Below are 24,008 nucleotides of genomic sequence, written 5' to 3'. Positions count from 1 at the left end.
TCGCGACTCCAGCGGATCGGTGGCCCTTGGCGGCATCATGGGGTGATGGCTTCCGAGTCAATACCGACCACGATGACCGCGTGGCGGGTACGACAGCCCGGCCCGATGGACACCGATCCGCTGGAACGCGTCACCGCCGACGTCCCCCGGCCCGGGCCAGCCGACTTGCTGGTCGCGGTTCGCGCCTGCGGGGTGTGCCGCACCGACCTGCACGTCACCGAGGGCGATCTCCCGGTGCACCGCGACCACGTCACCCCGGGCCACGAGGTGGTGGGGGAGGTCATGCAAATCGGCTCCGAGATCGGCGCCGCGGCGGGCACCGACGCCGAGGGATTCCAGGTGGGCGATCGGGTCGGTATCGCCTGGCTGCGCCACACCTGCGGCGTGTGCAAGTACTGCCGCCGCGGCGACGAGAATTTATGCCCCGAATCGCGCTACACCGGCTGGGACGCCGACGGCGGATACGCCGAATTCGCCACGGTCCCGGCGGCTTTCGCCCATCACCTGCCGAGCGGCTACAGCGACAGCGAACTCGCGCCGCTGCTGTGCGCCGGCATCATCGGGTATCGGTCGCTACTGCGCGCCGAGCTGCCGCCCGGCGGACGGTTGGGCATCTACGGCTTCGGTGGCAGTGCGCACATCACCGCGCAGGTCGCCCTGGCCCAGGGCGCCGAGGTGCACGTGATGACCCGTGGCGAGCAGGCCCGCAAGCTGGCGATGGAGCTGGGCGCCGCCTCGGCGCAGGGCGCCGCGGACCCGCCGCCGGTGCCGCTGGACGCGGCGATCCTGTTCGCCCCGGTCGGCGATCTGGTGTTGCCGGCATGCGAGGCGCTGGACCGCGGCGGCACCCTGGCCATCGCCGGTATCCATCTGTCGGACATCCCGGTCCTCAACTATCAGCGTCACCTGTTCCAGGAACGCCAAATTCGCTCGGTGACGTCGAACACCCGGGCCGACGCACGGGAGTTTCTCGACTTCGCCGCCCGGCATCACATCGAGGTGACAACCCCGGAATATCCGCTGGAGCACGCCGATCAGGCACTGCGCGATCTGGCCAACGGCCGCATCGCCGGGGCCGCGGTGCTGCTGGTGTAGGGCTCAGGTCGACAGGTGCCAGACCAGGGCGGCGGCCAACGCGCCCAGGCCGTTCAATGACCAGTGCAGCGCGATCGGCGCGATCAGGCTGCCGCTGCGCCTGCGCAACCAGCTGAAGACCAACCCCGCCGTTCCCGTCGCCAGCACCGCGAGCGTCACCCCGGCCGCCATACCGACGAAGCCGCCGCCGAACAGCCGGGTGAAGCCGACGTTGTTGCTGGTCAGCCCGAGCGAGGTGGCGACATGCCACAACCCGAACAGCAGCGATCCGGCCACCGCGACCCCACGGAATCCCCACGCCCGGTGCAGGGCGCCGTGCAGCACACCGCGGAAGGCCAGCTCCTCGGGGATCACGGTCTGCAGCGGGATGATGACCATCGACGCGATCAGCGCACCGGAGACCGTGGCGTAGTGATTGTTCAAGAACATCGGCCGGGTCATCGGCAGCAGCACACCGACCGTGATCACCGAGGCCACCACCGCCACGGCGGCCAGCGCGTAGCCCATCCCGGATCGCCAGTGCTGGCGATCGAGTCCCAGGTCGACCCAGTCCAGGCCGTTGGAGCGCATCAGCAGCACCAGCCCGGCCGCGGCGGCCGGAACGGCGGCGACGCTTGCCCACGGCGTGGTGAAGTGTGCGATCAGGTTCGTCAGCACCAGCACGGCGACGACCACGGCGATGTCGAGGTGCAGCCGCAGGCGATGCAACGCCGAAAGCTGCGACACCACCGGGTGCAGGTCGACGCCGGCCCGTGTCAGGTCGAGGGCGGTGGCGGTGTGCTCGGACATCCTTGCCGAGTTTACCGGCGCGTCACCGGTTCGACTGCCATCGCCAGTTCGCGATGCGGGGGTCGTCTTCGCCGTGTTCGCGGGTGTAGCGGCGGGCATTCAGCCGCGCGTCGACCATGTGCTGGCGCAGCAGCGCGGCCGGCCCGGCCAACCCATCCACCCGATCGATGACGTCCATCACCAGGTGGAAGCGGTCCAGGTCGTTGAGCATCACCATGTCGAACGGCGTCGTCGTGGTGCCCCGCTCCTTGAACCCGCGCACGTGCAGGTTCGCGTGGTTGGCGCGGCGGTAACTGAGCCGGTGAATCAGCCAGGGATAGCCGTGATAGGCGAAGACGACCGGCTTGTCGCGGGTGAAGAGGGCGTCAAATTCCTTGTCCGGCAAGCCGTGTGGGTGTTCGGTATCCGGCATCAGCCGCATCAGGTCGACGACGTTGACCAGTCGGACCGCCAGGTCGGGCAGCTCGCGCCGCAGAATGTCGGCGGCGGCCAGCGTCTCCTGCGTCGGGATGTCCCCGGCGCAGGCCAGCACCACGTCGGGCTCGCCGGTCGCGGTGCTGGCCCACTCCCAGATCCCCAGGCCGCGGGTGCAGTGCGCGATCGCGGAGTCCATGTCCAGGTAGGCGAGCTCGGGCTGCTTTCCGGCGACGATGACGTTGATGTAGTCGCGGCTGCGCAGGCAGTGATCGGCCACCGAGAGCAACGTGTTGCCGTCCGGCGGCAGGTACACCCGCGAGATCTCCGGGCGCTTGTTGGCGACCAGGTCGATGAAGCCGGGGTCCTGATGCGACGCGCCGTTGTGGTCCTGACGCCACACGTGTGAGCTCAACAGATAGTTCAGCGACGCGATCGGTTGGCGCCACGGCAGCTCGCGGCTGGTGGCCAGCCACTTCGCGTGCTGGTTGAGCATCGAGTCGACGATGTGCACGAACGCCTCGTAGCAGTTGAACAGCCCGTGCCGCCCGGTCAACAGGTAGCCCTCGAGCCAGCCCTGGCACAGGTGCTCGGAGAGCACCTCCATCACGCGGCCGTCCGGGGCGAGGCCCTCGTCGTCGGGCTCGGTCCGCGACAGCCACACCTTGCCGGTCGATTCGAACACCGCGGACAGCCGGTTGGACGCGGTTTCATCGGGTCCCATCAACCGGAAACGGTCGGGGTTGCGGGCGATGACGTCACGCAGGAAGGTGCCCAGCACCCGGGTGGCCTCGTGCATCGACGCGCCGGGCGCCTCGACCGGCACCGCGTAGTCGCGAAAGTCCGGCAGGTCCAGTTCCCGCAGCAGCAGGCCCCCATTGGTGTGCGGGTTGGCGCTCATCCGCCGCTGCCCGGTGGGCGCCAGCGCGCGCAGCTCGGGGCGCAGCGCGCCGTCGCGGTCGAACAGCTCCTCGGGGCGGTAACTGCGCAGCCACTCTTCCAGTTGCGCGCGGTGGGCCGGGTTGTCGTGCGTCTCGGACAGCGGCACCTGGTGCGCGCGCCAGGTGCCCTCGACGTGCTTGCCGTCCACCTCCTTGGGCCCGGTCCAGCCCTTGGGGGTGCGCAGCACGATCATCGGCCACACCGGGCGATCGGTCCGGGTGCCGGCGCGTGCCGCCCGATGGATGTCGGCGATGTCGTCGAACGCGTCGTCCAACGCGGCGGCCAGCTCCCGGTGCACGGTGGCCGGGTCGTCTCCGGCGACGGTGATCGGTCGGTAACCGTAGCCGCGAAGCAGCGATTCGAGTTCCGGGTGCGGGATGCGGGCCAGCACGGTCGGGTTGGCGATCTTGTATCCGTTGAGGTGCAGAATCGGCAGCACCGCGCCGTCGACGGCCGGGTTGAGGAACTTGTTCGAATGCCACCCGGCGGCCAGCGGACCGGTTTCGGCTTCCCCGTCGCCGATCACGCAGGCGACCACCAGATCCGGGTTATCGAACGCCGCGCCGAACGCGTGCACCAGCGCGTAGCCGAGTTCGCCGCCCTCGTGGATGGAGCCCGGTGTCTGGGCCGCGACATGGCTGGGGATGCCGCCGGGGAAGGAGAACTGGCGAAACAGCTTGCGCAGCCCGTCGACGTCCTCGCCGATCGCGCTGTACACCTCGGTGTAGGTGCCCTCGAGGTAGGCGTTGGCGACCAGGCCGGGGCCGCCGTGCCCGGGACCGGTGACGTAGATGACGCTGGCGTCACGGTTGCGGATGATGCGGTTCAGGTGCGCGTAGATGAGGTTGAGTCCGGGCGTGGTGCCCCAGTGCCCCAACAGCCGGGGTTTGACGTGCTCGGCCGCCAGCGGTTCGCTCAGCAGCGGGTTGTCCAGCAGGTAGATCTGGCCGACCGAGAGATAGTTGGCGGCGCGCCAGTACTTGTCGATCAGGGTCAGTTCGTCGTCGGAGAGTGCTTCGGGCGCTGAGGTCGAGGTTTGCAGGCTCACTCGCTTGATTGTCCGCGCCGTCGCGGCACCTCGCTAGGAGCGAAAGTCACTCTTCGCCGCGGGCGCGGGCCTCGTACGCGCGGCGTTGCTCGACGTCGACGTCGTCGGTGAACACGTGGTCGCCGCCGAGAAGCCGGTTCAGCCCCTCGGCCAGCCGCCGCGGCCAGAACTTCTGCGAAACCACCATTGCGCCAGCCGCTTTGGTGATCCGCACCCGCGGCTTGGGTCGCGCCACCAGCGCCACGATCGCGTTGGCGATCTCGTTGGGCTCGGCGTTGCGGAATCCCTTCATCCCCGGCGTGCCGGCCACCAGTTCGGTGTTGACGAACGTCGGCAGCACCGCGGAGAACTGCACCCCCGCCGAGCGGTACTCCAGCCGGGCGCAGTCGGTGAACGCGAGCACCGCGTGCTTGCTGGCGCAGTAGGTCGCCAACCCGACGATGTGCAGCTCACCGGCCAACGAGGCGACGTTGATGACGTGGCCCTGACCGCGCGGAACCATCCGCTGCGCGGCCAGCTTGCTGCCCAGGATCACGCCGTAGACGTTGATGTCCAGAATGCGCCGGGTCACCGCGTCGGGCTCGTCGATGATGCGGCCGACGGGCATGATGCCGGCGTTGTTGACCAGCACGTCGATCGGGCCGAGTTGCCGCTCGACCTGGTCGAGGAACTCCGCAAACGATTGCGGATCGGTGACGTCGAGTTTGCCGTAGACGTCCAGGCCGAGTGCGGCACCGGACTCCTTGACCCGGACCTCGTCGACGTCCCCGATCGCGACCTTGGCGCCCAGATTGTGCAGCGCCGTCGCGGTGGCCAGGCCGATTCCGCGGGCGCCGCCGGTGATCACGATGATCTTGCCCCGAACTTTCAGCCCGATCGATGCCGTGTCTGCCATGTCCTCAAGCACAGCACTCGGCTCCGGGCCACGCAACGACGCCCGGATCACAGATACTGCAACGGTGATCCGTGTGCGCCGCGCCGTTCCGGCCGACGAGCCCGACGTCGCGGCGGTCCAGGTCCGCTCGTGGCAGTGGGCGTACCGGGGGTTGCTTGCCCAGGATTACCTCGACGGCCTCGACCCACAAGCCTGGGCGGCCAGATACTCCTTCGGCCGCATGGGTTTGCGCTGCCGGCCACTCAGGTCGCCGTCGACGGTGCGACGGTGTGTGGTCTGGTCACCACCGGCTTGTGCCGCGACCCCGATCTGTCGAACTTCGGTGAGGTGATGGCGATCTACGTCGATCCCGCGTATGTGCGCCGCGGCGTGGGCCGGTCGCTGATGCACGCCGCTCGCAATCGGCTGCGCCGGGTGGGTTTCGGATGGGCCGCGCTGTGGGTGCTGGACGGGAACGTCGCGGCGCGACGGTTCTACCAACGCGACGGCTGGGGCTGCGACGGGGCGCGGCGTACCTCGACGTACGGCGGCGTCGCGGTAGACCAGGTGCGCTATCGCCTCCGATTGCGGCCGGACATCGAACCCGCTTGAGCGGCTAGGGGTTTGGCCACCAAAGGACGGCCCGCGACGCCGGCCCGGTACCGTAGGCGCATGGCCGAACGGTTACTCGCCGGGGTACGCGTGCTCGACTTGTCCGGCGGGGTCGCGGACGCGGTGACCCGCCTGCTCGCCGATTTGGGGGCCGACGTCGTCAAGGTGGAACCGCCGGGTGGCAGTCCGGCCCGCCGTGCCCGGCCGACGCTGGCCGGGACCAGCATTCCGTTCGCCGTGCACAACGCCAACAAGCGCAGCGTGGTGCTGGACGGCCGTGACGCCGCTGATCGCCACCGCTTCCTCGACCTCGTCGCGGGCGCCGACATCGTGGTCGACGCCGGCGCCCCGGGCCAGGCCGCCGCGTTCGGCAGCTCCGGCGCCGAACTGGCCGACCGGCACCCGCATCTGGTCGTCGTGTCGATCACCGACTTCGGCGGCGCGGGTCCGCGGGCGTCGTGGCGGGCGACCGACCCGGTGCTGTTCGCGATGTCGGGCTCGTTGTCGCGTTCCGGGCCGACGACCGGAACCCCGGTACTGCCGCCCGACGGCATCGCCTCGGCCACCGCCGCCGTGCAGGCGACCTGGGCCACGCTCGTCGCTTATTACAACAGATTGCGTTGTGGCACAGGCGATTACATCGATTTTTCGCGATTCGACGCGGTTGTCATGGCGCTCGATCCGGCCTTCGGCGCGCACGGGCAGGCATCCGCCGGGCAGCGCAGCAGCGCGTGGCGCGGCCGTCCGAAGAATCAGGACCCGTACCCGATCTGCGCGTGCCGGGACGGTTACGTCCGGCTCTGCGTGATGGCCCCGCGACAGTGGCACGGGCTGCGCCGTTGGCTCGGCGAGCCGGCGGAATTCCAGGGCCCCGACTACGACACGCTGGCCGCCCGATTCGCCGCATGGCCACAGATCGCCGCCCTGGTCGATGCGTTGTTCGCCGACAAGACGATGAAGGAACTGGTCGCCGAGGGCCAAGCACACGGGGTGCCGATCGCCGCGGTGCTGACGCCGTCGCGGATTTTGGACTCCGAGCACTTCCGGGCCGTCGGGGCGATCACCCACGCCGAGCTGGTCCCCGGTGTGCACACCGACCTGCCCACCGGCTACTTCGTCGTCGACGACGAGCGCTGCGGTTTCCGGACCCCGGCACCGGCGCCCGGCGCCGACGCACCGAGCTGGCAGTCCGACCCGGTGGTCGCGCCTGCGCCGGCCGGCGCGGTCGGTGAGCGCCCCTTCCGCGATCTGACCATCCTCGATCTGGGTGTCATCGTCGCCGGGGGAGAGCTCAGTCGGCTGTTCGGGGATTTGGGCGCCGACGTGCTCAAGGTGGAAAGCGCCGACTATCCCGACGGATTGCGGCAGTCCCGGTTCGGCGACGTGATCAGCGAATCGTTCGCCTGGACGCACCGCAATCATCGCGGCGTGGGCCTGGATCTGCGTAGCGAAAAGGGCAAGGACATCTTCCGGCGGCTGGTCGGCCAGGCCGACGCGGTGTTTGCCAACTTCAAGCCCGGAACCCTGACGGCGCTTGGCTTTTCGTTCGACGCCTTGCGCGAACTCAATCCCCGGATCGTGCTGGCGGGCAGCAGCGCGTTCGGCAACCGCGGCCCGTGGAGCCGGCGGATGGGCTACGGCCCGCTGGTGCGCGCGACCACCGGTGTCACCCGGCTGTGGACGTCGCCGCAGGCACAGGCCGACAGTTCGCGACACCCGTTTTACGACGCGACGACGATCTTCCCCGACCACGTGGTGGGTCGCGTCACCGCGATCGCGGCGCTGGCGGCGCTGATCCGGCGCGACCGCACCGGCGATCCGGCCCACGTCCACATCTCGCAGGCCGAAGTCGTCGTCAATCAGCTGGACACCCTGTACGTCACCCAGGCCGCGGCGCGCACCGGCGCCGCCGCAGTCTGCGACGACATCAGCGTGCACGCGGTGTACCCGTGCGCCGGCGATGACCAGTGGTGCGTCATCTCGATTCAATCTGACAACGAATGGCGTTGCGCCACATCGGTATTCGGCCATCCTCAGTGGGCCGAGGACCCTCGGTTCGGTACCGAAGATGCGCGCCTGGCCCACCGCCGGGAGCTGATCGAGCTGGTCTCCGGCTGGACCCGCACCCGCACGCCGGTGCAGGCCGCCGAGGCGCTGCAGGCGGCCGGTGTGGCGGCCGGTCCGATGAATCGCCCACCCGACGTCCTCGACGACGCGCAGCTCGTCGCGCGCGGCCTGTTCAGCGAGATGAGGCATCCGCTGGTCAAGCTGCCGATGCCGGCCGAGACCGGCCCGGCGCCGTTCCGGCACATCCCGCCGGCACCCACCCGGCCGGCGCCGCTACCCGGCCAGGACACCCGCGAGGTCTGCCAGAAATTGCTGGCCATCAGCGACGAGGACATCGACCGGCTGATCACCGACCGGGTGCTGTTCGAGGCCGAGACAGCGCCGCAGTGACGCCGGGATAGGTTCGTCCTATGCCCGTCGACCCCACCACCCCGGTGCTGATCGGCTACGGCCAGGTCAACCACCGAGACGAGATCGACCCGGATCGGCGTTCGGTCGAGCCCGTCGACCTGATGGTCGCCGCTGCCCGCGAGGCCGCCGCGGCCCGGGTGCTCGAAGCCGTGGACTCCGTCCGGGTGGTCAACGTGCTGTCGGCGACCTACCGCGACGCGGGGCTGCTGGTGGGCGAGCGGATCGGCGCGCAAAGCTTCACCACGCTGTACAGCCCGGTCGGCGGCAACGTCCCGCAGACGCTGCTCAACCAGGCCTGCCTGGACATCCAGCAGCGCCGCGCCGGCGTCGTGCTGATCACCGGCGCCGAAACCTGGCGCACCCGGCGCGGGCTCCGCGCCAAGGGCGCGCGGCTGGAATGGACCGCCCAGGACCAGTCCGTGCCGATGGCGCCGGTCAGCGGCGAGGACGTGCCGATGGCCGGGGAGGCCGAAATCCGGATCCGGCTGGATCGCCCCGCCTACGTCTATCCGTTGTTCGAGCAGGCGCTGCGCTTGGCGAACGGCGAATCGGTCCAGGATCACCTGACTCGGATCGGCGCACTGTGGGCGAGGTTCAACGCGGTCGCGGTCGACAATCCGCACGCCTGGATCCGCACACCGGCCAGCGCGGCGGAGATTGCTACCCCCGGCCCGCGGAACCGGATGATCAGCTGGCCGTACACCAAGCTGATGAACTCGAACAACATGGTCGATCAGGGCGCCGCGCTGGTGCTCACGTCGGTCGGGTGGGCCACTCGCCTGCAGATTCCCGCCGAGCAGTGGGTTTTCCCGCATGCCGGCACCGACGCCTACGACACGCCCTCGATCGCCGAGCGCGACGAGCTGCACCGCTCGACGGCCATTCGCATCGCCGGGGCACGCGCGCTGGAGCTGGCGGGGCTGGGCATCGACGACGTCGAGTACGTCGACCTGTATTCGTGCTTCCCGTCGGCGGTGCAGGTGGCCGCCGCCGAGTTGGGGTTGAGCGTCGACGACCCGGCCCGCCCACTGACCGTCACCGGCGGCCTGACGTTTGCTGGCGGCCCGTGGAGCAACTACGTGATGCACTCGATCGCCACCGTCGCCGAGGTGCTGGTGGCCAATCCGGGGCGACGCGCCCTGATCACCGCCAACGGCGGCTATCTGACCAAACACAGTTTCGGGATTTACGGCACCGAACCGCCCTCCGAATTCCGTTGGGAGAACGCACAACCGGCGGTCCAGCGGGAACCGACGCGGGAGGCCCTGATCGAGTGGGAAGGCGTCGGCACCGTGGAGGCGTGGACCACGCCGTTCGACCGGGACGGGCAACCGGAAAAGGCGTTCGTCGCGGTGCGCACACCCGACGGTTCGCGGGCGCTGGCGGTAATCACCGATTCCGATGCGGCGCGGGCCACCGTGGTCGAAGATATTGGTGGCGCCAAAATCGCCGTCGCCAGCGATGGCAGCGCCACGCTGCCGTAGGCGCTCGGAATAAAGCGCCAGGCCAGCGCAATTCACGAGTAACGCTCGCGCAAGCGATGGTGGCCCGCATATTGTCGAGGGGACGTTGGGGGAGGTGAGCCCAGGTGCAGATCCTGGTTACCGACGCCACCGGCACGGTCGGCAGGCTGGTCGCCCGGCAGCTCATCGCTGCCGGGCACACGGTCACCGGCATCTCCGATCAGCCCGACGTGCGCCTGGATCCCGCGGTCGAGTACGTCTGCTCCCCGTTGAGCGACCCGGTGCTGCAGATACTGGCCGATGACGCCGACGCGGTCATCCACCTGGCCCCGGTCGAACCCGACGTGCCGGGCAGCGCCGGACTCAACGGGGTGGCCTACGTCACCGATGCCGCGGCCCGCGCCGGCGCCCGGCTGTTGTATGTGTCCCAGGCCGCCGGGCAGCCGGAAGTCTACGAGCCGGCCGAGGACCTGGTGTCGACGAGCCTGGGCCCCAGCCTGATCGTGCGAATCGCCCCACCGGTGGGCCGTCAGCTCGATTGGATGGTGTGCCGCACCGTCGCCACACTGCTGCGGGCAAAGGTCTCCGCGCAGCCCATGCGCGTCTTACACCTTGACGACCTGGTGCGTTTTTTGGTGGTGGCGCTGGAGACCGAGCGCACCGGCGTGGTCGATCTCGCGACACCGGACACCACCAACGTGGTGACCGCGTGGCGGCTGCTGCGCGCCGTCGACCCACGGTCGCACATTCGCGGGATTCCCGGCTGGTCTGCGCTGATTCCGCTGATGGATTTTGTTGCCGCACAAGAGGATTGGGGATTCGAGTTCGGATGGCCGGCATTCGACGCGGTCACCGACACCGGACGCGGACTGGTCGGGCGCCGGATCGGCGCGGCGGGCGCGACCCCGCACGGACCGCAGATGGCGCTTCCCGTGGAGGTGGTGGTGCCGCCCGCGGGACCCGACGAGCTGCACAGCGCGGCGCCCGAGGGCTTGGAGGGCGAGTTCGACGATCGCATCGATCCGCGCTTCCCGGTCTTCGCCGCCGACGGCCTCGCCGAGGCGCTGCCCGGCCCGTTGACCCCGATCACCCTGGACGTTCAGCTCAGCGGGCTGCGCACCGCCGGAAGGGTGCTGGGTCAGGCGCTGGCGCTCGGCGGTGTGGTCGACGACGAGTGGGGGAGCCGGGCGATCGCGGTGTTCGGCCACCGGCCCTACGTCGGGGTGTCGGCCAACGTCGTCGCGGCCCATCAGCTGCCCGGCTGGGACGACACCGCGCTCGTGCGGCGGACGCTGGTGGACCAGCCGCAAGTGGGAGACGTGCTGCCGTTCGGTCAGCCCCGGCTGGCCGGCGGCACGCTGGGGTCGCTCGCCAAGGCGGTGGCCACCACCCGATCGCTGGCGCTGCTGCGCCACCTCAAGGCCGATACCCGTGACTACGCCGCGGCCGCCGACGCCGAGCGGTGGGATCCCGGGCAGCTGAGTTTGTTGTCCGAGGCCGGCCTCGGTGTCCGAGTTCGCTTGCTACGGGACCGCATTCACCAGGGATGGATCCTCACCGCGCTGTGGTTGATCGATACCGGCGTCACCGCCGCGGCGCTGGAGAACAAGGGCGCGCGGGTGCCCGGGTTGGGGGCGATCCTGGAAAGCGGCCGCGTCGCGGCCGAGATCACCGAGCTGACGGCGGCCTTACGCGCCGATCCGCCGCTGCGGGCGATGGCCCAGGACGGCAACCTGGCCAGCATCCGTGCCTTCTCCCCGCCCGCCGCGGCCCTGCTGGACGCCGCCATCACTCGGGTCGGGCACCGGGGGCCCGGGGAAGCCGAGCTGGCCAGCCGCGTCTACAGCGATGACCCGGCGATGCTGCTGACGGCGGCCGCCGAGGCCGCCGCCGAACCCGACCAGCCCGACACCTCGTCGTCGCTGGCCCAGCGCATCGCGACCAACGCCCGCGCGTCGCGCGAACTCGCCCACGACACCACGCTGCGGTACACCCATGAACTACGAATCGCGTTGCGCGAGTTGGGCTCACGCCGAGTGAGCACGGACGCGATTGACGTGGTGGACGACGTGTACTTCCTGACCTGCGACGAGCTGGTCACCATGCCGACCGACGCCCGGCTGCGGATCAAACGGCGCCGCACCGAACGGGAGCGCCTGCAGGCACTGCGGTTGCCCGACGTCATCGATCACGCCTGGGCGCCTATCGACCCGGCGTCACCCCCCGAGATCGCCCAGGGGTGACTGCGGGTCAGCCAGCCTGTCGGGGTCGACGGGAGCTCCAGACCGGATCAGGGCTTTGACGTCGTCGAGCACGTCCCAGATGTTGACGTTCATCCCGGCGAGCACCCGGTTGTCGCCGTCGAGCCAGAATGCGACGAACTCCCGCCCGGGGACGTTGCCGCGGAACACCACCCTGTCGAAGTCGGGTGCGTGCCCGACGTACTCCATGCCGAGGTCGTACTGATCGGTGAAGAAATACGGCAGTTCGCGGTAGTCGGTTGGGGTGCCGAGCATCCCGGCGGCGGCGGCGGCCGGTTGCTTGAGCGCGTTGGCCCAATGTTCGGTGCGGATGCGTGCGCCGTACAACGGGTGTTCGGCGGCGGCGATGTCGCCGACGGCGTAGATGTCGGGGTCGCTGGTGCGTAGCGAGGCATCGACCAGCACACCACCCTGCGGGCCGGACCCGAGGGACAGCCCGGCCTGCTCGGCCAGCTCGACGTTGGGTTTCGCGCCGACCGCCACCAACACGGCATCGGCGGCGACCGTCGACCCGTCCCGCAGCCGCAGCCCGGTGGCCGCGTCGCCGGTCGTGGCGATCTCCTCGACCTGGGTGTTCAATCGCAAATCCACCCCGTGCTCGCGATGCAGGGCGGCGAACAGCTCGCCCACGGTCTCGCCGAGCGCGGCCACCAGGGGTTGCCTGGCCGCTTCGACGACGGTCACGGCGACACCGCGCTGCCGGGCGGCCGCGGCGACCTCGAGCCCGATCCAACCGGCGCCGAGCACGGCCAGCGAAGATCCCTCGGTGAGAACGGAATCCAACAGTTCGGCGTCCTGGTAGCTGCGCAGGTAATAGACGCCGTCGACGGTAACCCCCGGGATCGGGGGGCGCCGCGGCGCCGACCCGGTCGCCAGCAACAGCTTGTCGTAATGCACGGTGGTGCCGTCACCGAGGGCCACGGTGTGCGCGTCGGGATCCACGCGGACTACCGGCGACCCGAGTCGCAGGTCGATGCGGTGGTCCACGTACCAGTCGGAGTTGTGCACCGTGAAGTCGGCCAGCGTCTTCTTGCCGGCCAGGTACTCCTTGGACAGCGGCGGCCGCTCATAGGGCAGCCGCGACTCCTCGGCGAACAAAATAATCTGACCGTCGAAGCCGTTGTCTCGCAACGCTTCTACTGCCTTGGCTCCGGCAAGGCCGCCGCCGACGATGACGAAAGTGGTCGAACTGGCCATGATCGCTGCTCCGTTCGTATCGCAGTCCCACCCTACTCGCGGCGGGTTAACCCACCAGGTCCCGCAACACCAGGGCGTTGCGCACCGCGTGGCCGCCGAGGTCGTTGTTGAAGTACATCCACACGTCCCTGCCGTCGCGGTCCCATTCGCCGACCCGGTCGGCCCACAGCCGCAATTGGTCGGCCGAATAGGAGCCCGCGTAGATCGTGTCGGAGTCGGGCCCGTGCATCCGGACGTAGACGAAGTCGGCGGTAGCCCGGGGTATGCACGCCAGCCCGGCGCCGCTCATCACCACGTATGCGGCGCGGTGGCTTTCCAGCGTCCGGTAGACGGCCGGTTCGTCCCAAGACGGATGCCGCAACTCAAGGGCGACCCGGATGTGTTGCGGCAGTTGGCCGAGGAACGCGTCGAGGCGGGCCAGCGTCGCCTCGTCGCGCCGTAGTTCCGGATGCAGCTGCACCAGCAGCACGCCGCGACGCTCACCCAGCAGCTGCCAGCATCGCTCAAATCGCTCGATCCACGGCTCGGGGGAAGACAGTCGGCGATAGTGGGTCAGCCCGCGGTGAGCCTTGACCGACATGGTGAACCCGGGCGGCAGCCGGTCGCGCCATCCGGTGAACGTCGAATCCTTGGGCCAGCGATAGAAACTGGCATTGAGCTCGACGGTGTCGAACACTTCGGTGTAGCGGTCCAGCCGGCGGGCCGACGGCGTTCGCGGCGGGTACAGCACGTCGACCCAGTGGTCGTAGGACCACCCCGAGGTACCGATGCGAATCGTCAACCCGTCATCCGCCGGCGCAGATCCTCATCCAGTGACGCCCTGACGAGTGCGGCGGCCAGCCTCGAATTATCCCGCGGTGCAAGGGCTTTCAGCTTGTCCGGCGCGGTGGGCAAACCGAGTTGTCGGGCGGTGCCGGTGGCACGGTCGTCGAAATAGGGGCGCACCCACGTCCAGACGTCTTGGACTTCGCGCAGATAGATGTCGGCTCCCGTATCACCGATTCCCTTGAATCCCTTCAGCATTCGTTTGGCCTGGGCGGGATCGTGGTGGCTGCGTTCGGCCAGTGCGCGCAGATCGCCGCCGTACTCGTCGCGAACTCGCTGCGCCAGGTCGGTGAGGCGGGTCGCCGAGCTTTCGTCGTAGCGCACATAGTGGGCCCGGCCGAAGGCGCTGATCATCGTCTGTCGATCGGCCGCCAACACGGCCTTCGGCGTGCGCAGGCCCGCGTTGAACAGCTCCCGAGCCGCCTGCACGGCGATGGCAGCATCGATGGGTTTGCTGGCCAGCATGCACAACACGAGCAGCTGAAACAACGGCATCGGCTTTTTGCCGAGCCGAATACCCGCCTCGTCGGCGTAGGTGGTACCACCGACCTGGAGCACGCGCCGCACCCGCGTCTTGGCCTCGTCCGAGTTGCCCATGACACGGCGCGTACCCGCGCCGCGCCGCGGCAAACGACTTCGTCTATTCGGCGGCCACGCAACCCAGCGGCCAACTATCGCCATCGGACGCACGTGCGGCCGCCGCGGCTGCTCGCAGTCGACGCGAGCCGATCAGTCCAGGTCCACCCGGATGGTCAACAAGTCGGTACCCATCATGCGGACCACCGCGCTGTTGAGCTTGGGGAGGCTGCCCAGGCGTGCCACCGCGTCATCCTCGGGCAGCAGGTGGGCCGTTCCGTTGCGCCACCGCCCCCCGGTGCGCACTCTCACGTTCGGGTTGGCCTTGATGTTGCGCACATAGTCGGAATGGTCGCCGTGCTCGGCGACCATCCAGAACTGGCCGTCCACCACCCGCCCGCCGACCGCGGTGCGCCGCGGCAGGCCGCTTTTACGGCCGGTCGTTTCGATCATGGTGACGGGCAACTGCCGCCCCACCGGATTGATAACCAGCCGCTGAACGCGGTGCACTACCTGCCGTTTGAGAGCGCCAAGGTTGGTCATGTCACCCATTCTGCTGCGCATGACAACGACGCGGATCGCCGGGCGGGGCCCAGAATGCGGGACTGCGGCAGCCGCCCCGGGTGGGAGGCGACTGCCGCAGGGCCTGCTATCCCTGGTAAGGGATGAACACGCCGTTCGGTGTCAGATAGACACCCCACGACGACGCGTTGGGATTCCACACCACCGGGTAGTTCCCCGGCGCATTCGGCGGACTCCACGTCGCCGGAAGCCCATACCCCACCGGATCGTTCCAGTGCCCCGGCGGCGGCGCGCCGCGCTGTCCTGGTGGCAGGGGGTTGCCGGGCCCGTTGCAGTTGACGCCCGGCCCGTTACAACCCGGTATCCACGGCGGATCGTTCGGATGGGCCTGCGCCAAACCGGCGCCGATTCCGAGGCCACCGGACGTCAGCGCACCGGCGATCACGGTGCTGGCAGCGATCTTGTTCAACCTCATGATGAACTCCTTATCCTGCCGCTGGACTGCCATGCGGCAGCCGTGCGACGGCGATTTGTTGTTCGTCCCCAGCGACTTTCGTCAGCCGCCGAGTAGAGGTCACACCCCCCGGCCGGTTTGCCTCCGCCACCACGCGTACCCAGCCGCGGGGGAGGCTAAAACGTTTCCGGGCATTCCGGCCGGGGCGGTGCCGCACCGAATCCGTCGGCGCTCAGGCCGCCGCCGCGGCGCCATCGGCCACCGGTTCCAGGGCCTGCGCGACGATCTCCGCGACGTCGGTCATCGGCTTGACGGTCAGCGTCGCGAGCACCTCGGCGGGCACGTCATCCAGGTCCGGTTCGTTGCGCGCGGGGATGAAAACCGTTGACAATCCGGCACGTTGCGCCGCGAGCAGCTTCTGCTTGACACCGCCGATCGGCAGCACTCGGCCGTTGAGGGTGACCTCGCCGGTCATGCCGACATCGGAACGCACCTGACGCCCGGTGGCCATCGACACCAGCGCGGTCACCATCGTGACGCCGGCCGACGGGCCATCCTTGGGCACCGCGCCCGCGGGCACGTGCACGTGGATGCGCCGGTCCAGCGCCTTGGGGTCGACGCCCAACTGCTCGGCGTGGCTGCGCACGTAGGACAGCGCGATCTGCGCGGACTCCTTCATCACGTCACCGAGCTGACCGGTCAGCTGCAGCCCCGCTTCACCGTCGGTGGCCCCGGCCTCGATGTAAAGCACATCGCCGCCCAGGCCGGTGACGGCCAGCCCGGTCGCGACACCCGGCACCGCCGTGCGTTCGGCCGACTCCGGCATGAAGCGTGGACGGCCAAGGTAGCCAACGAGATCCGGCTCGTCGATGGTCAGCGGCGTGGCATCCTGCGCCAGTTTGGTGGTCACCTTCCGCAGCGCCTTGGCCAGCAGCCGCTCGAACTGCCGCACCCCCGGCTCGCGGGTGTAGTCCGCGGCGATCTTGCGCAGCGCCTCATCGGTGACGGTGACCTCGTCGGCGGTCAGCGCGGCCCGCTCCCGCTGCCGGGGCAGCAGGTAATCGCGGGCGATCGCGACCTTGTCGTCCTCGGTGTAGCCGTCGATCTGGACCAACTCCATGCGGTCCAGCAACGCCGACGGGATGTTTTCGATCACGTTGGCGGTGGCCAGGAACACCACGTCGGACAGGTCCAGGTCCAGATCCAGGTAGTGGTCGCGGAACGTGTGGTTCTGCGCCGGGTCGAGCACCTCCAGCAGCGCCGCGCTCGGGTCGCCGCGATAGTCGGAACCGACCTTGTCGATTTCGTCAAGCAGCACAACGGGATTCATCGATCCCGCCTCGCCGATCGCGCGCACGATACGGCCCGGCAGGGCGCCGACGTAGGTGCGCCGGTGCCCGCGGATCTCGGCCTCGTCGCGCACGCCGCCCAGCGCGACGCGCACGAACTTGCGCCCCAGCGCGCGGGCCACGCTCTCACCCAGCGACGTCTTACCGACACCGGGCGGCCCGGCCAGCACCATCACGGCCCCGGAGCCGCGGCCGCCGACGATCTGCAGCCCACGTTGGGCGCGGCGGGTACGGACCGCCAGATATTCGATGATGCGGTCCTTGACGTCGTCCAGACCGTGATGGTCGGCGTCCAAGATTTCCCGGGCCGCCTCGAGGTCCGTCGAGTCCTCGGTCCGCACGTTCCAGGGCAGCTCGAGCACCGTGTCCAGCCACGTGCGGATCCACCCGCTTTCGGGGCTCTGGTCGCTGGCCCGTTCCAGCTTGCCGACCTCGCGCAGCGCGGCCTCGCGCACCTTGTCGGGCAGGTCTGCCGCCTCGATCCGGGCGCGGTAGTCGTCCGAACCGTCGGGCTCTCCTTCGCCGAGTTCCTTGCGGATGGCGGCGAGCTGTTGGCGCAGCAGGAACTCCTTTTGCGTCTTCTCCATGCCCTCGCGCACGTCCTCGGCGATCTTGTCGTTGACCTCGACCTCGGCCAGGTGGTCACCGGTCCACTCGATCAGCACTCGCAGCCGCTCGGCAACGTCGACGGTCTCCAACAGCTGGCGCTTTTGCACGCCGGTCAGATACGACGCGTAGCCCGAGGTGTCGGCCAGGGCCGACGGATCGGTCAGGCTATTGACGTAATCGATGATCTGCCAGGCTTCGCGGCGCTGCAGCATGGCCAGCAGCAGCTTTTTGTACTCGGCCGCGAGCGCCTTGATCTCGTCGGTGGCCTCGACATCGCCAACCTCGCTGACCTCGACCCACAGGGCCGGCCCGGGTCCGCTGGTCCCGGCGCCGATTTGCGCGCGCCGTTCACCCCGGACGACGGCGGCCGCGCCGCCGCTGCCGGCGATCCGTCCGACCTGGAGAATCTTCGCGATCACGCCGTGCGACGGGTAGCGATCCTCCAGCCGGGGGGCGATCAGCAATTCACCCGACTCGCTGGCCCGGGCCGCGTCGATCGCCGCGCGCGCGGCGTCGTCGAGCTCGATCGGCACCACCATCCCCGGCAACACGATCGTGTCCGTGACGAACAGCACCGGCACTGATTTAGGATCAGGCATCAATCCTCCAAAGGTTTAGTCTGCTGCGCTCAACCTTCGGACGGTTGCTTTTGTTCCCGGACGGCTGCCTGTGCGCCCGTGAGCTGGTCGATCAGTGTGCCGAGGCCCGCTGGCGAGCCCGGAAGGCCTGAACTTTGACCTTGTTGCCGCAGGTGGCCATGCCGCACCACTGGCGGTTCTTGGCCCGCGAGAAATCGACGTAGAGCAGCGTGCAGTCGGGGTGCGCGCAGCGCTTGACGTTGGCGATGTCCGGCCCGGCGAGCAGGTCGAGCAGGTCGGCGGCCAGCGTGGCGATCAGCTGTGCCGCGGTGCCCTCGCGCGAGATGGCACCGGTCATCAGCAGCCGCGGCGTCAGCCGGGGTCGCGCTGCCCGCTCGTTGAGCAGATCGACGTCGGCGGGTCGCGGCCGGGCACCGTCCAGCCGGGCGATGGCGGTCCGGTAGATGCCTTCGCGCACTTCAATCGCCGCGGCGAGGTCGGCGGCGGTGACCTCGATGCCGACGTCGACCAGCCCGGCCTGCACGGCCCATTCCGACAACACGGCGGGCTCGGTCAGTCGCTCCGCACAGGTGCTGTTGCGGTGCTTCAACGTGCCCGCAAAGTCCAGGCAGGGGCGGCCGGACACGAATCCGAATTTCACGTAACCACCCTGGCAGGTTTCGACTACGGCCGCAACAGGGCCGGTCTGACCTACTCGATCGGCGCCATCCGCCGCAGCTGCGTCACGTGCGTCGGGGACAGCTCCTCGAGGCTGGTCACACCCAACAGCTGCATGGTGCGCCGCACACCGGTCTCCAGGATTTGGATCGCGCGGTTGACACCCGCCTCGCCGCCGGCCATCAAACCGTACAGGTAGGCGCGACCGACCAGCGTGAACCGCGCCCCGAGCGCGATCGCCGCCGCGATGTCGGCGCCCGACATAATGCCGGTGTCCACCAGAATTTCGGTGTCCTTGCCGAGCTCGCGCGACACCACCGGCAACAGATGGAACGGCACCGGCGCGCGGTCCAGCTGCCGGCCACCGTGATTGGACAGCACCAGGCCGTCGACACCGCGATCGACCACGGCGCGCGCGTCCTCGAGCGTCTGGATCCCCTTGACCACGAGCTTGCCGGGCCACTGCTCCTTGATCCAGACCAGGTCTTCGAAGGTAAGGCTGGGGTCGAACATCGTGCTCAGGTATTCGGCGACGGTTCCGGGCCAGCGGTCCAGCGACGCGAATGCCAGCGGCTCGGTGGTCAACAGGTCGAACCACCATTTCGGGTGGGGCACGGCATCGAGCACGGTGCGCAGCGTCAACGACGGCGGGATGGTCATCCCGTTACGGTTGTCGCGGAATCGCGCACCGGCGACCGGGACGTCGACGGTGACCAGCAGGGTGTCGAAGCCTGCCGCGGCGGCGCGCTTGACCAGCGCCATGGACCGCTCCCGGTCTTTCCACATGTACAGCTGAAACCACTTGCGGCCCTGGGGTACCGCCGCGACCAGGTCTTCGATCGCGCAGGTGCCCAGCGTCGAGAGCGAGAACGGAATGCCGGCCTTGGCGGCCGCCGACGCGCCCGCGATTTCGCCTTCGGTCTGCATCAACCGGGTGAAGCCGGTCGGCGCGATGCCGAACGGCAACGCCACCGGCGCGCCCAGCACCTCCCAGCCGGCGTTCACATTGCTGACGTCGCGCAGGATCGTGGGGTGGAACTCGACGTCGCGGAACGCCTGCCGGGCGCGAACCATCGACAGCTCGTCCTCGGCGCCGCCGTCGGTGTAGTCGAAGGCCGCCTTAGGGGTGCGGCGTTTGGCGATGCGTCGCAGATCCTCGATCGTGAAGGCGGCATCCACCCGGCGCTGGGTTGCATCCCATTGCGGCCGCTTGAATTGCATCAGCGGCGTCAGCTCACGTAGTCGGGGGACGCGTCTTTTCACGACCATGTATGCCACCGTAGTCAGATGGAATCGTCAACCGACCCGTTCCGTTTGACACGGTTCGTTGTCGCCCAGGCTCCGGTGTATCGCAGTGTCGTCGAGCAGCTGCACGCCGGACGCAAACGCGGCCACTGGATGTGGTTCGTCTTCCCGCAGCTGCGCGGCCTGGGCAGCAGCCCGACGGCACTCGAGTACGGCATCACCTCCCTGTCCGAGGCGCGCGCCTACTTGGCACATGAGTTGCTGGGCCCGCGGCTGCACGAATGCGCCCGGCTGGTCAGCCAGGTGCGGGGTCGCTCGGTCGCGGAGATCTTCGGGTCTCCGGATGACCTCAAGCTGCGCTCGTCGATGACGTTGTTCGCGCTCGCCAGCAACGATCATCAGGACTTCACCTCGGTGCTCGACACGCATTACCGGGGCGAGCGGGACCCGTTGACGCTGGCGCGGCTGAAGGGTTAGGCGGGCCGCACGATGCGCCAGCCGTGCGCCTCGACGGTCAGCTCGTCGACGATGTCACGGGGCGGCGCGCCGGACCCGCCGATGACCTCGGCCCGCGGCGCACCCAGCTCCGACAGCACCAGCCGCAGCGGCTCGTCGCCGATGTTGAGCGCAACCAGTACGGTCTGGTCACCGGAACGGGTCTGGTAGAGGTAGTGCTCGTTGGTCAGCCGCAACGCGGTGGTTGTGGCCGAGTGCAGCCACGGGTGGCGGCGGCGCAAGCCGACCAGGAACTGGTGCAGGCGCCAGGTCTCGGCACCGGCGGCGTCCAATGGCAGCGGGGGAGAGCCGAACTCGGGGCGCACCGCGTCGTCGCCGCCGTACCGTTCCTCTTTGATGCCGGTGCAGCCGAACTCGTCGCCGGCGTACACGCTGGGCACGCCGCCGATCGTCAACAGCAATACCAGGGCGTGCGCCAGGTGGCCGGGGTTTTCCAGCCGGCTGGCGATGCGCGTGACGTCGTGGTTGCCGACGAATGTGAGCGGAGCGAAGCCGGCCAGGAATTCGTTGTGCCGCTGTAACGCCCAGTCCAATTCGAAGAAGTTGCTGTCGTTGAGACTGCTCCAGATCGCCTTCCACAGCTCGTACTGGGTCGCCGAGTCGAACGTGGCCGCCTCGACGATCGCCGCGTAGTCACCGTGGATGAGTTCGCCGACGAACCAGGCATCCGGGTGACGTTGCCGCACCCGGGGCAGGACTGTCGCCCAGAAGTCTTGCGGCACGGCGTAAGCCGCGTCCAACCGCCAACCGTCGGCGCCGCGTTGCAGCCAATGCGCCAGCACGTCGACGACGTAGTCGACGACCTCGGGGTTGGCGTGATTGAGGGTGATGAGGTGGGCGTGCCCCTCGAAGGTGTGGAATGCGCCCGGACGCCCGCGAAACCAGCGTGCCGCGGCGTCGTCGTCGGACGCATCCCGGTAGCGCGCAAAGTCCACCCCGACGTGGTTGAACACGCCGTCCAGCAGCACCCGCAAGCCGCGCCGGTGCGCTTCCTCGATGAGGTGGTCGAAGTCGGCGTCGTCACCGAGTCGCGGGTCGATGCGGTAATGGTCGGTGGTGTCGTAACCGTGTGTGCGCGAGGCGAAGATCGGGCCCAGCGCGATCCCGGAGGCCCCCAGCTCGACGGCGTGGTCCAGCCACGCGGCGATCCGCCGGAGCCGATGTTCGCCCGCGTCCGGCGGGGCCGATCCCTCGGGGGTGGGAAACGCTCCCACGAAGCCCAAGGGATAGACCTGCCACCAGATCGCGTGCTGAACCCAGGACGGGGTCATGAGCGAGGCGTCAACCCTGCGGTCAGCCGACGCCGGCCAGCGTCTCGGCGGCCGTGATCGCCTGGGCCACACCGGCGACGATCGCCGCGACTTTGAGCGCTTCGAGAATGACTTCGCGTTCCACGCCCGCCTCACGCAGCGTCTGCTCGTGCGCGAGGACGCAGTGCGAGCAGCCGTTGATCGACGAGACCGCGAACGACCACAGCTCGAAATTCGCCTTGTCCACGCCCGGATTGCCGATGATGTTCATCCGCAACCCGGCGCGCAGGTCGTCGTACTTGCCATCCAAGAAACCGCGGCCTCGGTAGAACACGTTGTTCATGCCCATGATGGACGCCGCACCCAGCGCCGCCTGGTATGCCTCGGCGGACAGGTTGTCGGCGGCCTCGGAGCCAATCTCGGTGAGCACCTGGTTGTTTCGCGTCGCCGCGGCGCTGGCCAACAGCGTGCCCCACAACTGTTCGTTGTCGAGCACCGTGGTCCGCGTGATCGAGCCGAGGTTCAGCTTGAGGTCCTTGGCGTACTCGGGCAGCGCGTCCCTGAGGTTTTCGATGGTCATGTCGCCTCTCCTGAGTTACGCAGACGCCTTGAGCAGTTCGCCGGCGTTCAGGGTCGGGTCGCCCTTGCGCCAGTTGCAAGCGCACAGCTCGTCGGACTGCAGGGCATCCAGCACGCGCAGCACCTCGTCGACGTTACGCCCCACCGATCCCGCGGTCGCCGAGACGAATTGGATCTCGTTGTTGGGGTCGACGATGAAGGTCACCCGGTCCGCGACGCCGCTGTCGTTGAGCACTCCGGTCGCCAAGGCGAGTTCGCGCTTGATGTCCGACAGCATCGGGAACGGCAGCTTCTTCAGATCCTCGTGCTGCGCACGCCACTGGAAGTGCACGAATTCGCTGTCGACCGAGACGCCGAGCACCTTCGCGTCGCGATCCTCGAACTCGTCGTTCAGCTTGCCGAACGCGGCGATCTCGGTCGGGCAGACGAAGGTGAAGTCCTTCGGCCAGAAGAACACGATCCGCCACTTGCCCTCGTAGTCGTCGCTGGAGAAGGTCTTGAAGTAGTCCTCCGGCTGCTGCGCGTCGACCTTCGACAGGTCGCCGCCGATCAGGCCCGTGAGCTCGTAGGCGGGGAACTGGTCGCCGATCGTGAGCAATGACATATCCGCTCCTTATCTGGATTTAGTCAAGAATAAGTGTTCACCGACCATGTTGCCCCGCCCGAGGCTTGAAGTAAAGGTGATATATAGCACTAGACTTATAGGTATGACCGATAAGAGTTTTCAACCCACCCTGGCCGGGCTGCGCGCGTTCGCGGCGGTCGCCGAGAAGCGTCATTTCGGCAGCGCCGCAACGGCTTTGGGCGTCAGCCAGTCGACGCTCTCGCAGGCTCTGGCGGCACTGGAGACGGGCCTGGGCACCCATCTCGTCGAGCGGTCCACCCGGCGTGTCCGCTTGACGCCGGAGGGCGCGCAACTCTTGCCGCTGGCCCAGACGGTCGTCGAGGCGGCCGAGGCCTTCACCGCCGCCGCCGGGGGCACCTCGGACCCGCTGCACGGCACCCTGCGGCTGGGCATCATCCCCACCGTCGCGCCCTATGTGCTGCCCACGGTGCTGGCCGGACTCTCCGAGCGGTTACCCACCCTCACCCTGCGCGTGATCGAGGACCAGACCGAACGTCTGCTGGCGGCGCTGCGCGGCGGAGCCTTGGACGCCGCCCTGATCGCCGTGCCCGCCGCCGTCGGCGGCATCACCGAGGTGCCCATCTACGACGAGGACTTCCTGCTTGCGGTGCCGCCCGGCCATCCGATGTCGGGCAAACGCCGCGTGCCGACCTCGGCGTTGGCCGACCTGCCGCTGCTGCTGCTCGACGAGGGCCACTGTCTGCGCGATCAGGCCCTCGACGTCTGCCAGAAGGCGGGAGTGCGAGCCGAGCTCGCCGACACCCGGGCCGCCTCGCTGGCGACGGCGGTGCAATGCGTGACCGGCGGGCTGGGCGTCACCTTGATCCCGCAGAGCGCCGCGCCCGTCGAGACCGCCCGGAGCCAACTGGGTCTCGCGCAGTTCGCGCCGCCGCGACCCGGGCGGCGGATCGGCCTGGTGTTCCGCTCCTCGAGCGGCCGTGACGAGTCCTACCGGCGACTGGCCGGCATCATCGGTGCGGCGATCGGCAGCGAACAGCAGGTGCGCCTGGTCAAATAGCGCCCCGGCCG

21 protein-coding genes are annotated in these 24,008 nt (G+C 68.9%); 7 read left to right on the top strand and 14 right to left on the bottom strand.

The annotated features are described in order from the left end of the window. The first annotated feature begins 45 nt into the window (after nucleotides 1–45). A complete protein-coding gene (locus AWC25_RS18575; protein WP_085167246.1) occupies nucleotides 46–1,095 on the top strand; it encodes a zinc-binding alcohol dehydrogenase family protein in 1,050 nt (349 codons plus the stop codon). 3 nt (nucleotides 1,096–1,098) lie between these two features. On the opposite strand, the gene AWC25_RS18570 is transcribed toward AWC25_RS18575, so the two are convergent. Genes AWC25_RS18570 through AWC25_RS18560 form a run of 3 tightly spaced genes read right to left on the bottom strand, consistent with a single transcriptional unit; the run spans nucleotide 1,099 to nucleotide 5,183 of the window. Beyond that, entirely contained in the window at nucleotides 1,099–1,884 is a 786-nt protein-coding gene (locus tag AWC25_RS18570; RefSeq protein ID WP_085167245.1) for a CPBP family intramembrane glutamic endopeptidase, read from the bottom strand. 22 nt (nucleotides 1,885–1,906) lie between these two features. Continuing rightward, on the bottom strand, nucleotides 1,907–4,288 hold the full coding sequence (locus AWC25_RS18565) for a phosphoketolase family protein (protein ID WP_069402398.1): 2,382 nt from the start codon (nucleotides 4,286–4,288) through the stop codon (nucleotides 1,907–1,909). A 46-nt stretch (nucleotides 4,289–4,334) separates the two neighbouring features. Next, nucleotides 4,335–5,183, bottom strand: a complete 849-nt coding sequence (locus tag AWC25_RS18560) for an SDR family oxidoreductase (RefSeq protein ID WP_085167244.1) — start codon at nucleotides 5,181–5,183, stop codon at nucleotides 4,335–4,337. 267 nt (nucleotides 5,184–5,450) lie between these two features. On the opposite strand from AWC25_RS18560, the gene AWC25_RS27475 reads away from it, so the two are divergent. The 4 genes from AWC25_RS27475 to AWC25_RS18540 all read left to right on the top strand — a co-directional run bounded on the left by AWC25_RS27475 (nucleotide 5,451) and on the right by AWC25_RS18540 (nucleotide 11,958). After that, the gene (locus AWC25_RS27475; RefSeq protein ID WP_244899547.1) at nucleotides 5,451–5,774 is read left to right on the top strand and encodes a GNAT family N-acetyltransferase; all 324 of its coding nucleotides are present in this window, start codon (nucleotides 5,451–5,453) and stop codon (nucleotides 5,772–5,774) included. A gap of 60 nt (nucleotides 5,775–5,834) precedes the next feature. After that, complete coding sequence (locus AWC25_RS18550; RefSeq protein WP_085167243.1) at nucleotides 5,835–8,231, top strand: CaiB/BaiF CoA transferase family protein; 2,397 nt, start codon at nucleotides 5,835–5,837, stop codon at nucleotides 8,229–8,231. 20 nt (nucleotides 8,232–8,251) lie between these two features. Continuing rightward, complete coding sequence (locus AWC25_RS18545; RefSeq protein ID WP_085167242.1) at nucleotides 8,252–9,736, top strand: acetyl-CoA acetyltransferase; 1,485 nt, start codon at nucleotides 8,252–8,254, stop codon at nucleotides 9,734–9,736. 104 nt (nucleotides 9,737–9,840) lie between these two features. After that, nucleotides 9,841–11,958 (top strand): NAD-dependent epimerase/dehydratase family protein, encoded by a 2,118-nt coding sequence (locus AWC25_RS18540; RefSeq protein ID WP_069402393.1) that lies wholly within the window; start codon nucleotides 9,841–9,843, stop codon nucleotides 11,956–11,958. Here AWC25_RS18540 and AWC25_RS18535 read toward each other — a convergent pair. The 8 genes from AWC25_RS18535 to AWC25_RS18500 all read right to left on the bottom strand — a co-directional run bounded on the left by AWC25_RS18535 (nucleotide 11,932) and on the right by AWC25_RS18500 (nucleotide 20,033). Continuing rightward, nucleotides 11,932–13,173: an NAD(P)/FAD-dependent oxidoreductase gene (locus AWC25_RS18535; protein WP_085167241.1), complete on the bottom strand. Its 1,242-nt coding sequence runs from the start codon at nucleotides 13,171–13,173 to the stop codon at nucleotides 11,932–11,934. The genes AWC25_RS18540 and AWC25_RS18535 overlap by 27 nt on opposite strands. A 46-nt stretch (nucleotides 13,174–13,219) precedes the next feature. Next, complete coding sequence (locus tag AWC25_RS18530; RefSeq protein WP_069402391.1) at nucleotides 13,220–13,954, bottom strand: DUF72 domain-containing protein; 735 nt, start codon at nucleotides 13,952–13,954, stop codon at nucleotides 13,220–13,222. Next, on the bottom strand, nucleotides 13,951–14,595 hold the full coding sequence (locus AWC25_RS18525; RefSeq protein WP_085167240.1) for an endonuclease: 645 nt from the start codon (nucleotides 14,593–14,595) through the stop codon (nucleotides 13,951–13,953). The genes AWC25_RS18530 and AWC25_RS18525 overlap by 4 nt, the downstream gene beginning before the upstream one ends. Nucleotides 14,596–14,727: 132 nt before the next feature. Further along, a complete protein-coding gene (locus AWC25_RS18520) occupies nucleotides 14,728–15,117 on the bottom strand; it encodes a nitroreductase family deazaflavin-dependent oxidoreductase (RefSeq protein ID WP_069402410.1) in 390 nt (129 codons plus the stop codon). A gap of 106 nt (nucleotides 15,118–15,223) precedes the next feature. Continuing rightward, complete coding sequence (locus AWC25_RS18515; protein ID WP_169717145.1) at nucleotides 15,224–15,571, bottom strand: hypothetical protein; 348 nt, start codon at nucleotides 15,569–15,571, stop codon at nucleotides 15,224–15,226. Between the two features lie 211 nt (nucleotides 15,572–15,782). Continuing rightward, nucleotides 15,783–18,107: an endopeptidase La gene (gene lon, locus AWC25_RS18510; RefSeq protein ID WP_085167239.1), complete on the bottom strand. Its 2,325-nt coding sequence runs from the start codon at nucleotides 18,105–18,107 to the stop codon at nucleotides 15,783–15,785. Between the two features lie 91 nt (nucleotides 18,108–18,198). Then, nucleotides 18,199–18,747 carry a CGNR zinc finger domain-containing protein gene (locus AWC25_RS18505; RefSeq protein WP_069402387.1) on the bottom strand — a complete coding sequence of 183 codons (549 nt, stop codon included), beginning with the start codon at nucleotides 18,745–18,747 and terminating at the stop codon, nucleotides 18,199–18,201. A gap of 50 nt (nucleotides 18,748–18,797) precedes the next feature. Further along, nucleotides 18,798–20,033: an alpha-hydroxy acid oxidase gene (locus tag AWC25_RS18500; protein ID WP_069402386.1), complete on the bottom strand. Its 1,236-nt coding sequence runs from the start codon at nucleotides 20,031–20,033 to the stop codon at nucleotides 18,798–18,800. Nucleotides 20,034–20,051: 18 nt separating this feature from the next. Between AWC25_RS18500 and AWC25_RS18495 the strand changes: the two genes are divergently transcribed. Continuing rightward, nucleotides 20,052–20,486, top strand: a complete 435-nt coding sequence (locus AWC25_RS18495; RefSeq protein WP_085167238.1) for a DUF1810 domain-containing protein — start codon at nucleotides 20,052–20,054, stop codon at nucleotides 20,484–20,486. Here AWC25_RS18495 and AWC25_RS18490 read toward each other — a convergent pair. Genes AWC25_RS18490 through AWC25_RS18480 form a run of 3 tightly spaced genes read right to left on the bottom strand, consistent with a single transcriptional unit; the run spans nucleotide 20,483 to nucleotide 22,958 of the window. Continuing rightward, nucleotides 20,483–21,796: an alpha-amylase family glycosyl hydrolase gene (locus tag AWC25_RS18490; RefSeq protein ID WP_085167237.1), complete on the bottom strand. Its 1,314-nt coding sequence runs from the start codon at nucleotides 21,794–21,796 to the stop codon at nucleotides 20,483–20,485. The two genes, AWC25_RS18495 and AWC25_RS18490, sit on opposite strands and share 4 nt — an antisense overlap. A 22-nt stretch (nucleotides 21,797–21,818) precedes the next feature. Next, the gene (locus tag AWC25_RS18485) at nucleotides 21,819–22,355 is read right to left on the bottom strand and encodes an alkyl hydroperoxide reductase (protein ID WP_069402383.1); all 537 of its coding nucleotides are present in this window, start codon (nucleotides 22,353–22,355) and stop codon (nucleotides 21,819–21,821) included. A gap of 15 nt (nucleotides 22,356–22,370) precedes the next feature. After that, complete coding sequence (locus AWC25_RS18480; protein WP_061555686.1) at nucleotides 22,371–22,958, bottom strand: peroxiredoxin; 588 nt, start codon at nucleotides 22,956–22,958, stop codon at nucleotides 22,371–22,373. Nucleotides 22,959–23,061: 103 nt separating this feature from the next. Between AWC25_RS18480 and AWC25_RS18475 the strand changes: the two genes are divergently transcribed. Beyond that, nucleotides 23,062–23,997 (top strand): hydrogen peroxide-inducible genes activator, encoded by a 936-nt coding sequence (locus AWC25_RS18475; RefSeq protein WP_069402382.1) that lies wholly within the window; start codon nucleotides 23,062–23,064, stop codon nucleotides 23,995–23,997. Nucleotides 23,998–24,008 lie beyond the last annotated feature (11 nt).

This window comes from Mycobacterium sherrisii (assembly GCF_002102355.1).
Lineage (GTDB): Bacteria > Actinomycetota > Actinomycetes > Mycobacteriales > Mycobacteriaceae > Mycobacterium > Mycobacterium sherrisii.
This window is presented reverse-complemented; position numbering and strand designations above follow the sequence as displayed.

Excerpts from the sequence above, each read along its gene's own strand:
- AWC25_RS18480 (WP_061555686.1), bottom strand. The coding sequence starts at position 22,958 with ATGTCATTGCTCACGATCGGCGACCAGTTCCCCGCCTACGAGCTCACG.
- lon (WP_085167239.1), bottom strand. The coding sequence starts at position 18,107 with ATGCCTGATCCTAAATCAGTGCCGGTGCTGTTCGTCACGGACACGATC.
- AWC25_RS18575 (WP_085167246.1), top strand. The coding sequence starts at position 46 with ATGGCTTCCGAGTCAATACCGACCACGATGACCGCGTGGCGGGTACGA.
- AWC25_RS18520 (WP_069402410.1), bottom strand. The coding sequence starts at position 15,117 with ATGACCAACCTTGGCGCTCTCAAACGGCAGGTAGTGCACCGCGTTCAG.
- AWC25_RS18495 (WP_085167238.1), top strand. The coding sequence starts at position 20,052 with ATGGAATCGTCAACCGACCCGTTCCGTTTGACACGGTTCGTTGTCGCC.
- AWC25_RS18545 (WP_085167242.1), top strand. The coding sequence starts at position 8,252 with ATGCCCGTCGACCCCACCACCCCGGTGCTGATCGGCTACGGCCAGGTC.
- AWC25_RS18560 (WP_085167244.1), bottom strand. The coding sequence starts at position 5,183 with ATGGCAGACACGGCATCGATCGGGCTGAAAGTTCGGGGCAAGATCATC.
- AWC25_RS18550 (WP_085167243.1), top strand. The coding sequence starts at position 5,835 with ATGGCCGAACGGTTACTCGCCGGGGTACGCGTGCTCGACTTGTCCGGC.
- AWC25_RS18535 (WP_085167241.1), bottom strand. The coding sequence starts at position 13,173 with ATGGCCAGTTCGACCACTTTCGTCATCGTCGGCGGCGGCCTTGCCGGA.
- AWC25_RS18515 (WP_169717145.1), bottom strand. The coding sequence starts at position 15,571 with ATGAGGTTGAACAAGATCGCTGCCAGCACCGTGATCGCCGGTGCGCTG.
- AWC25_RS18490 (WP_085167237.1), bottom strand. The coding sequence starts at position 21,796 with ATGACCCCGTCCTGGGTTCAGCACGCGATCTGGTGGCAGGTCTATCCC.
- AWC25_RS18485 (WP_069402383.1), bottom strand. The coding sequence starts at position 22,355 with ATGACCATCGAAAACCTCAGGGACGCGCTGCCCGAGTACGCCAAGGAC.
- AWC25_RS18500 (WP_069402386.1), bottom strand. The coding sequence starts at position 20,033 with ATGGTCGTGAAAAGACGCGTCCCCCGACTACGTGAGCTGACGCCGCTG.
- AWC25_RS18525 (WP_085167240.1), bottom strand. The coding sequence starts at position 14,595 with ATGGGCAACTCGGACGAGGCCAAGACGCGGGTGCGGCGCGTGCTCCAG.
- AWC25_RS18475 (WP_069402382.1), top strand. The coding sequence starts at position 23,062 with ATGACCGATAAGAGTTTTCAACCCACCCTGGCCGGGCTGCGCGCGTTC.
- AWC25_RS18570 (WP_085167245.1), bottom strand. The coding sequence starts at position 1,884 with ATGTCCGAGCACACCGCCACCGCCCTCGACCTGACACGGGCCGGCGTC.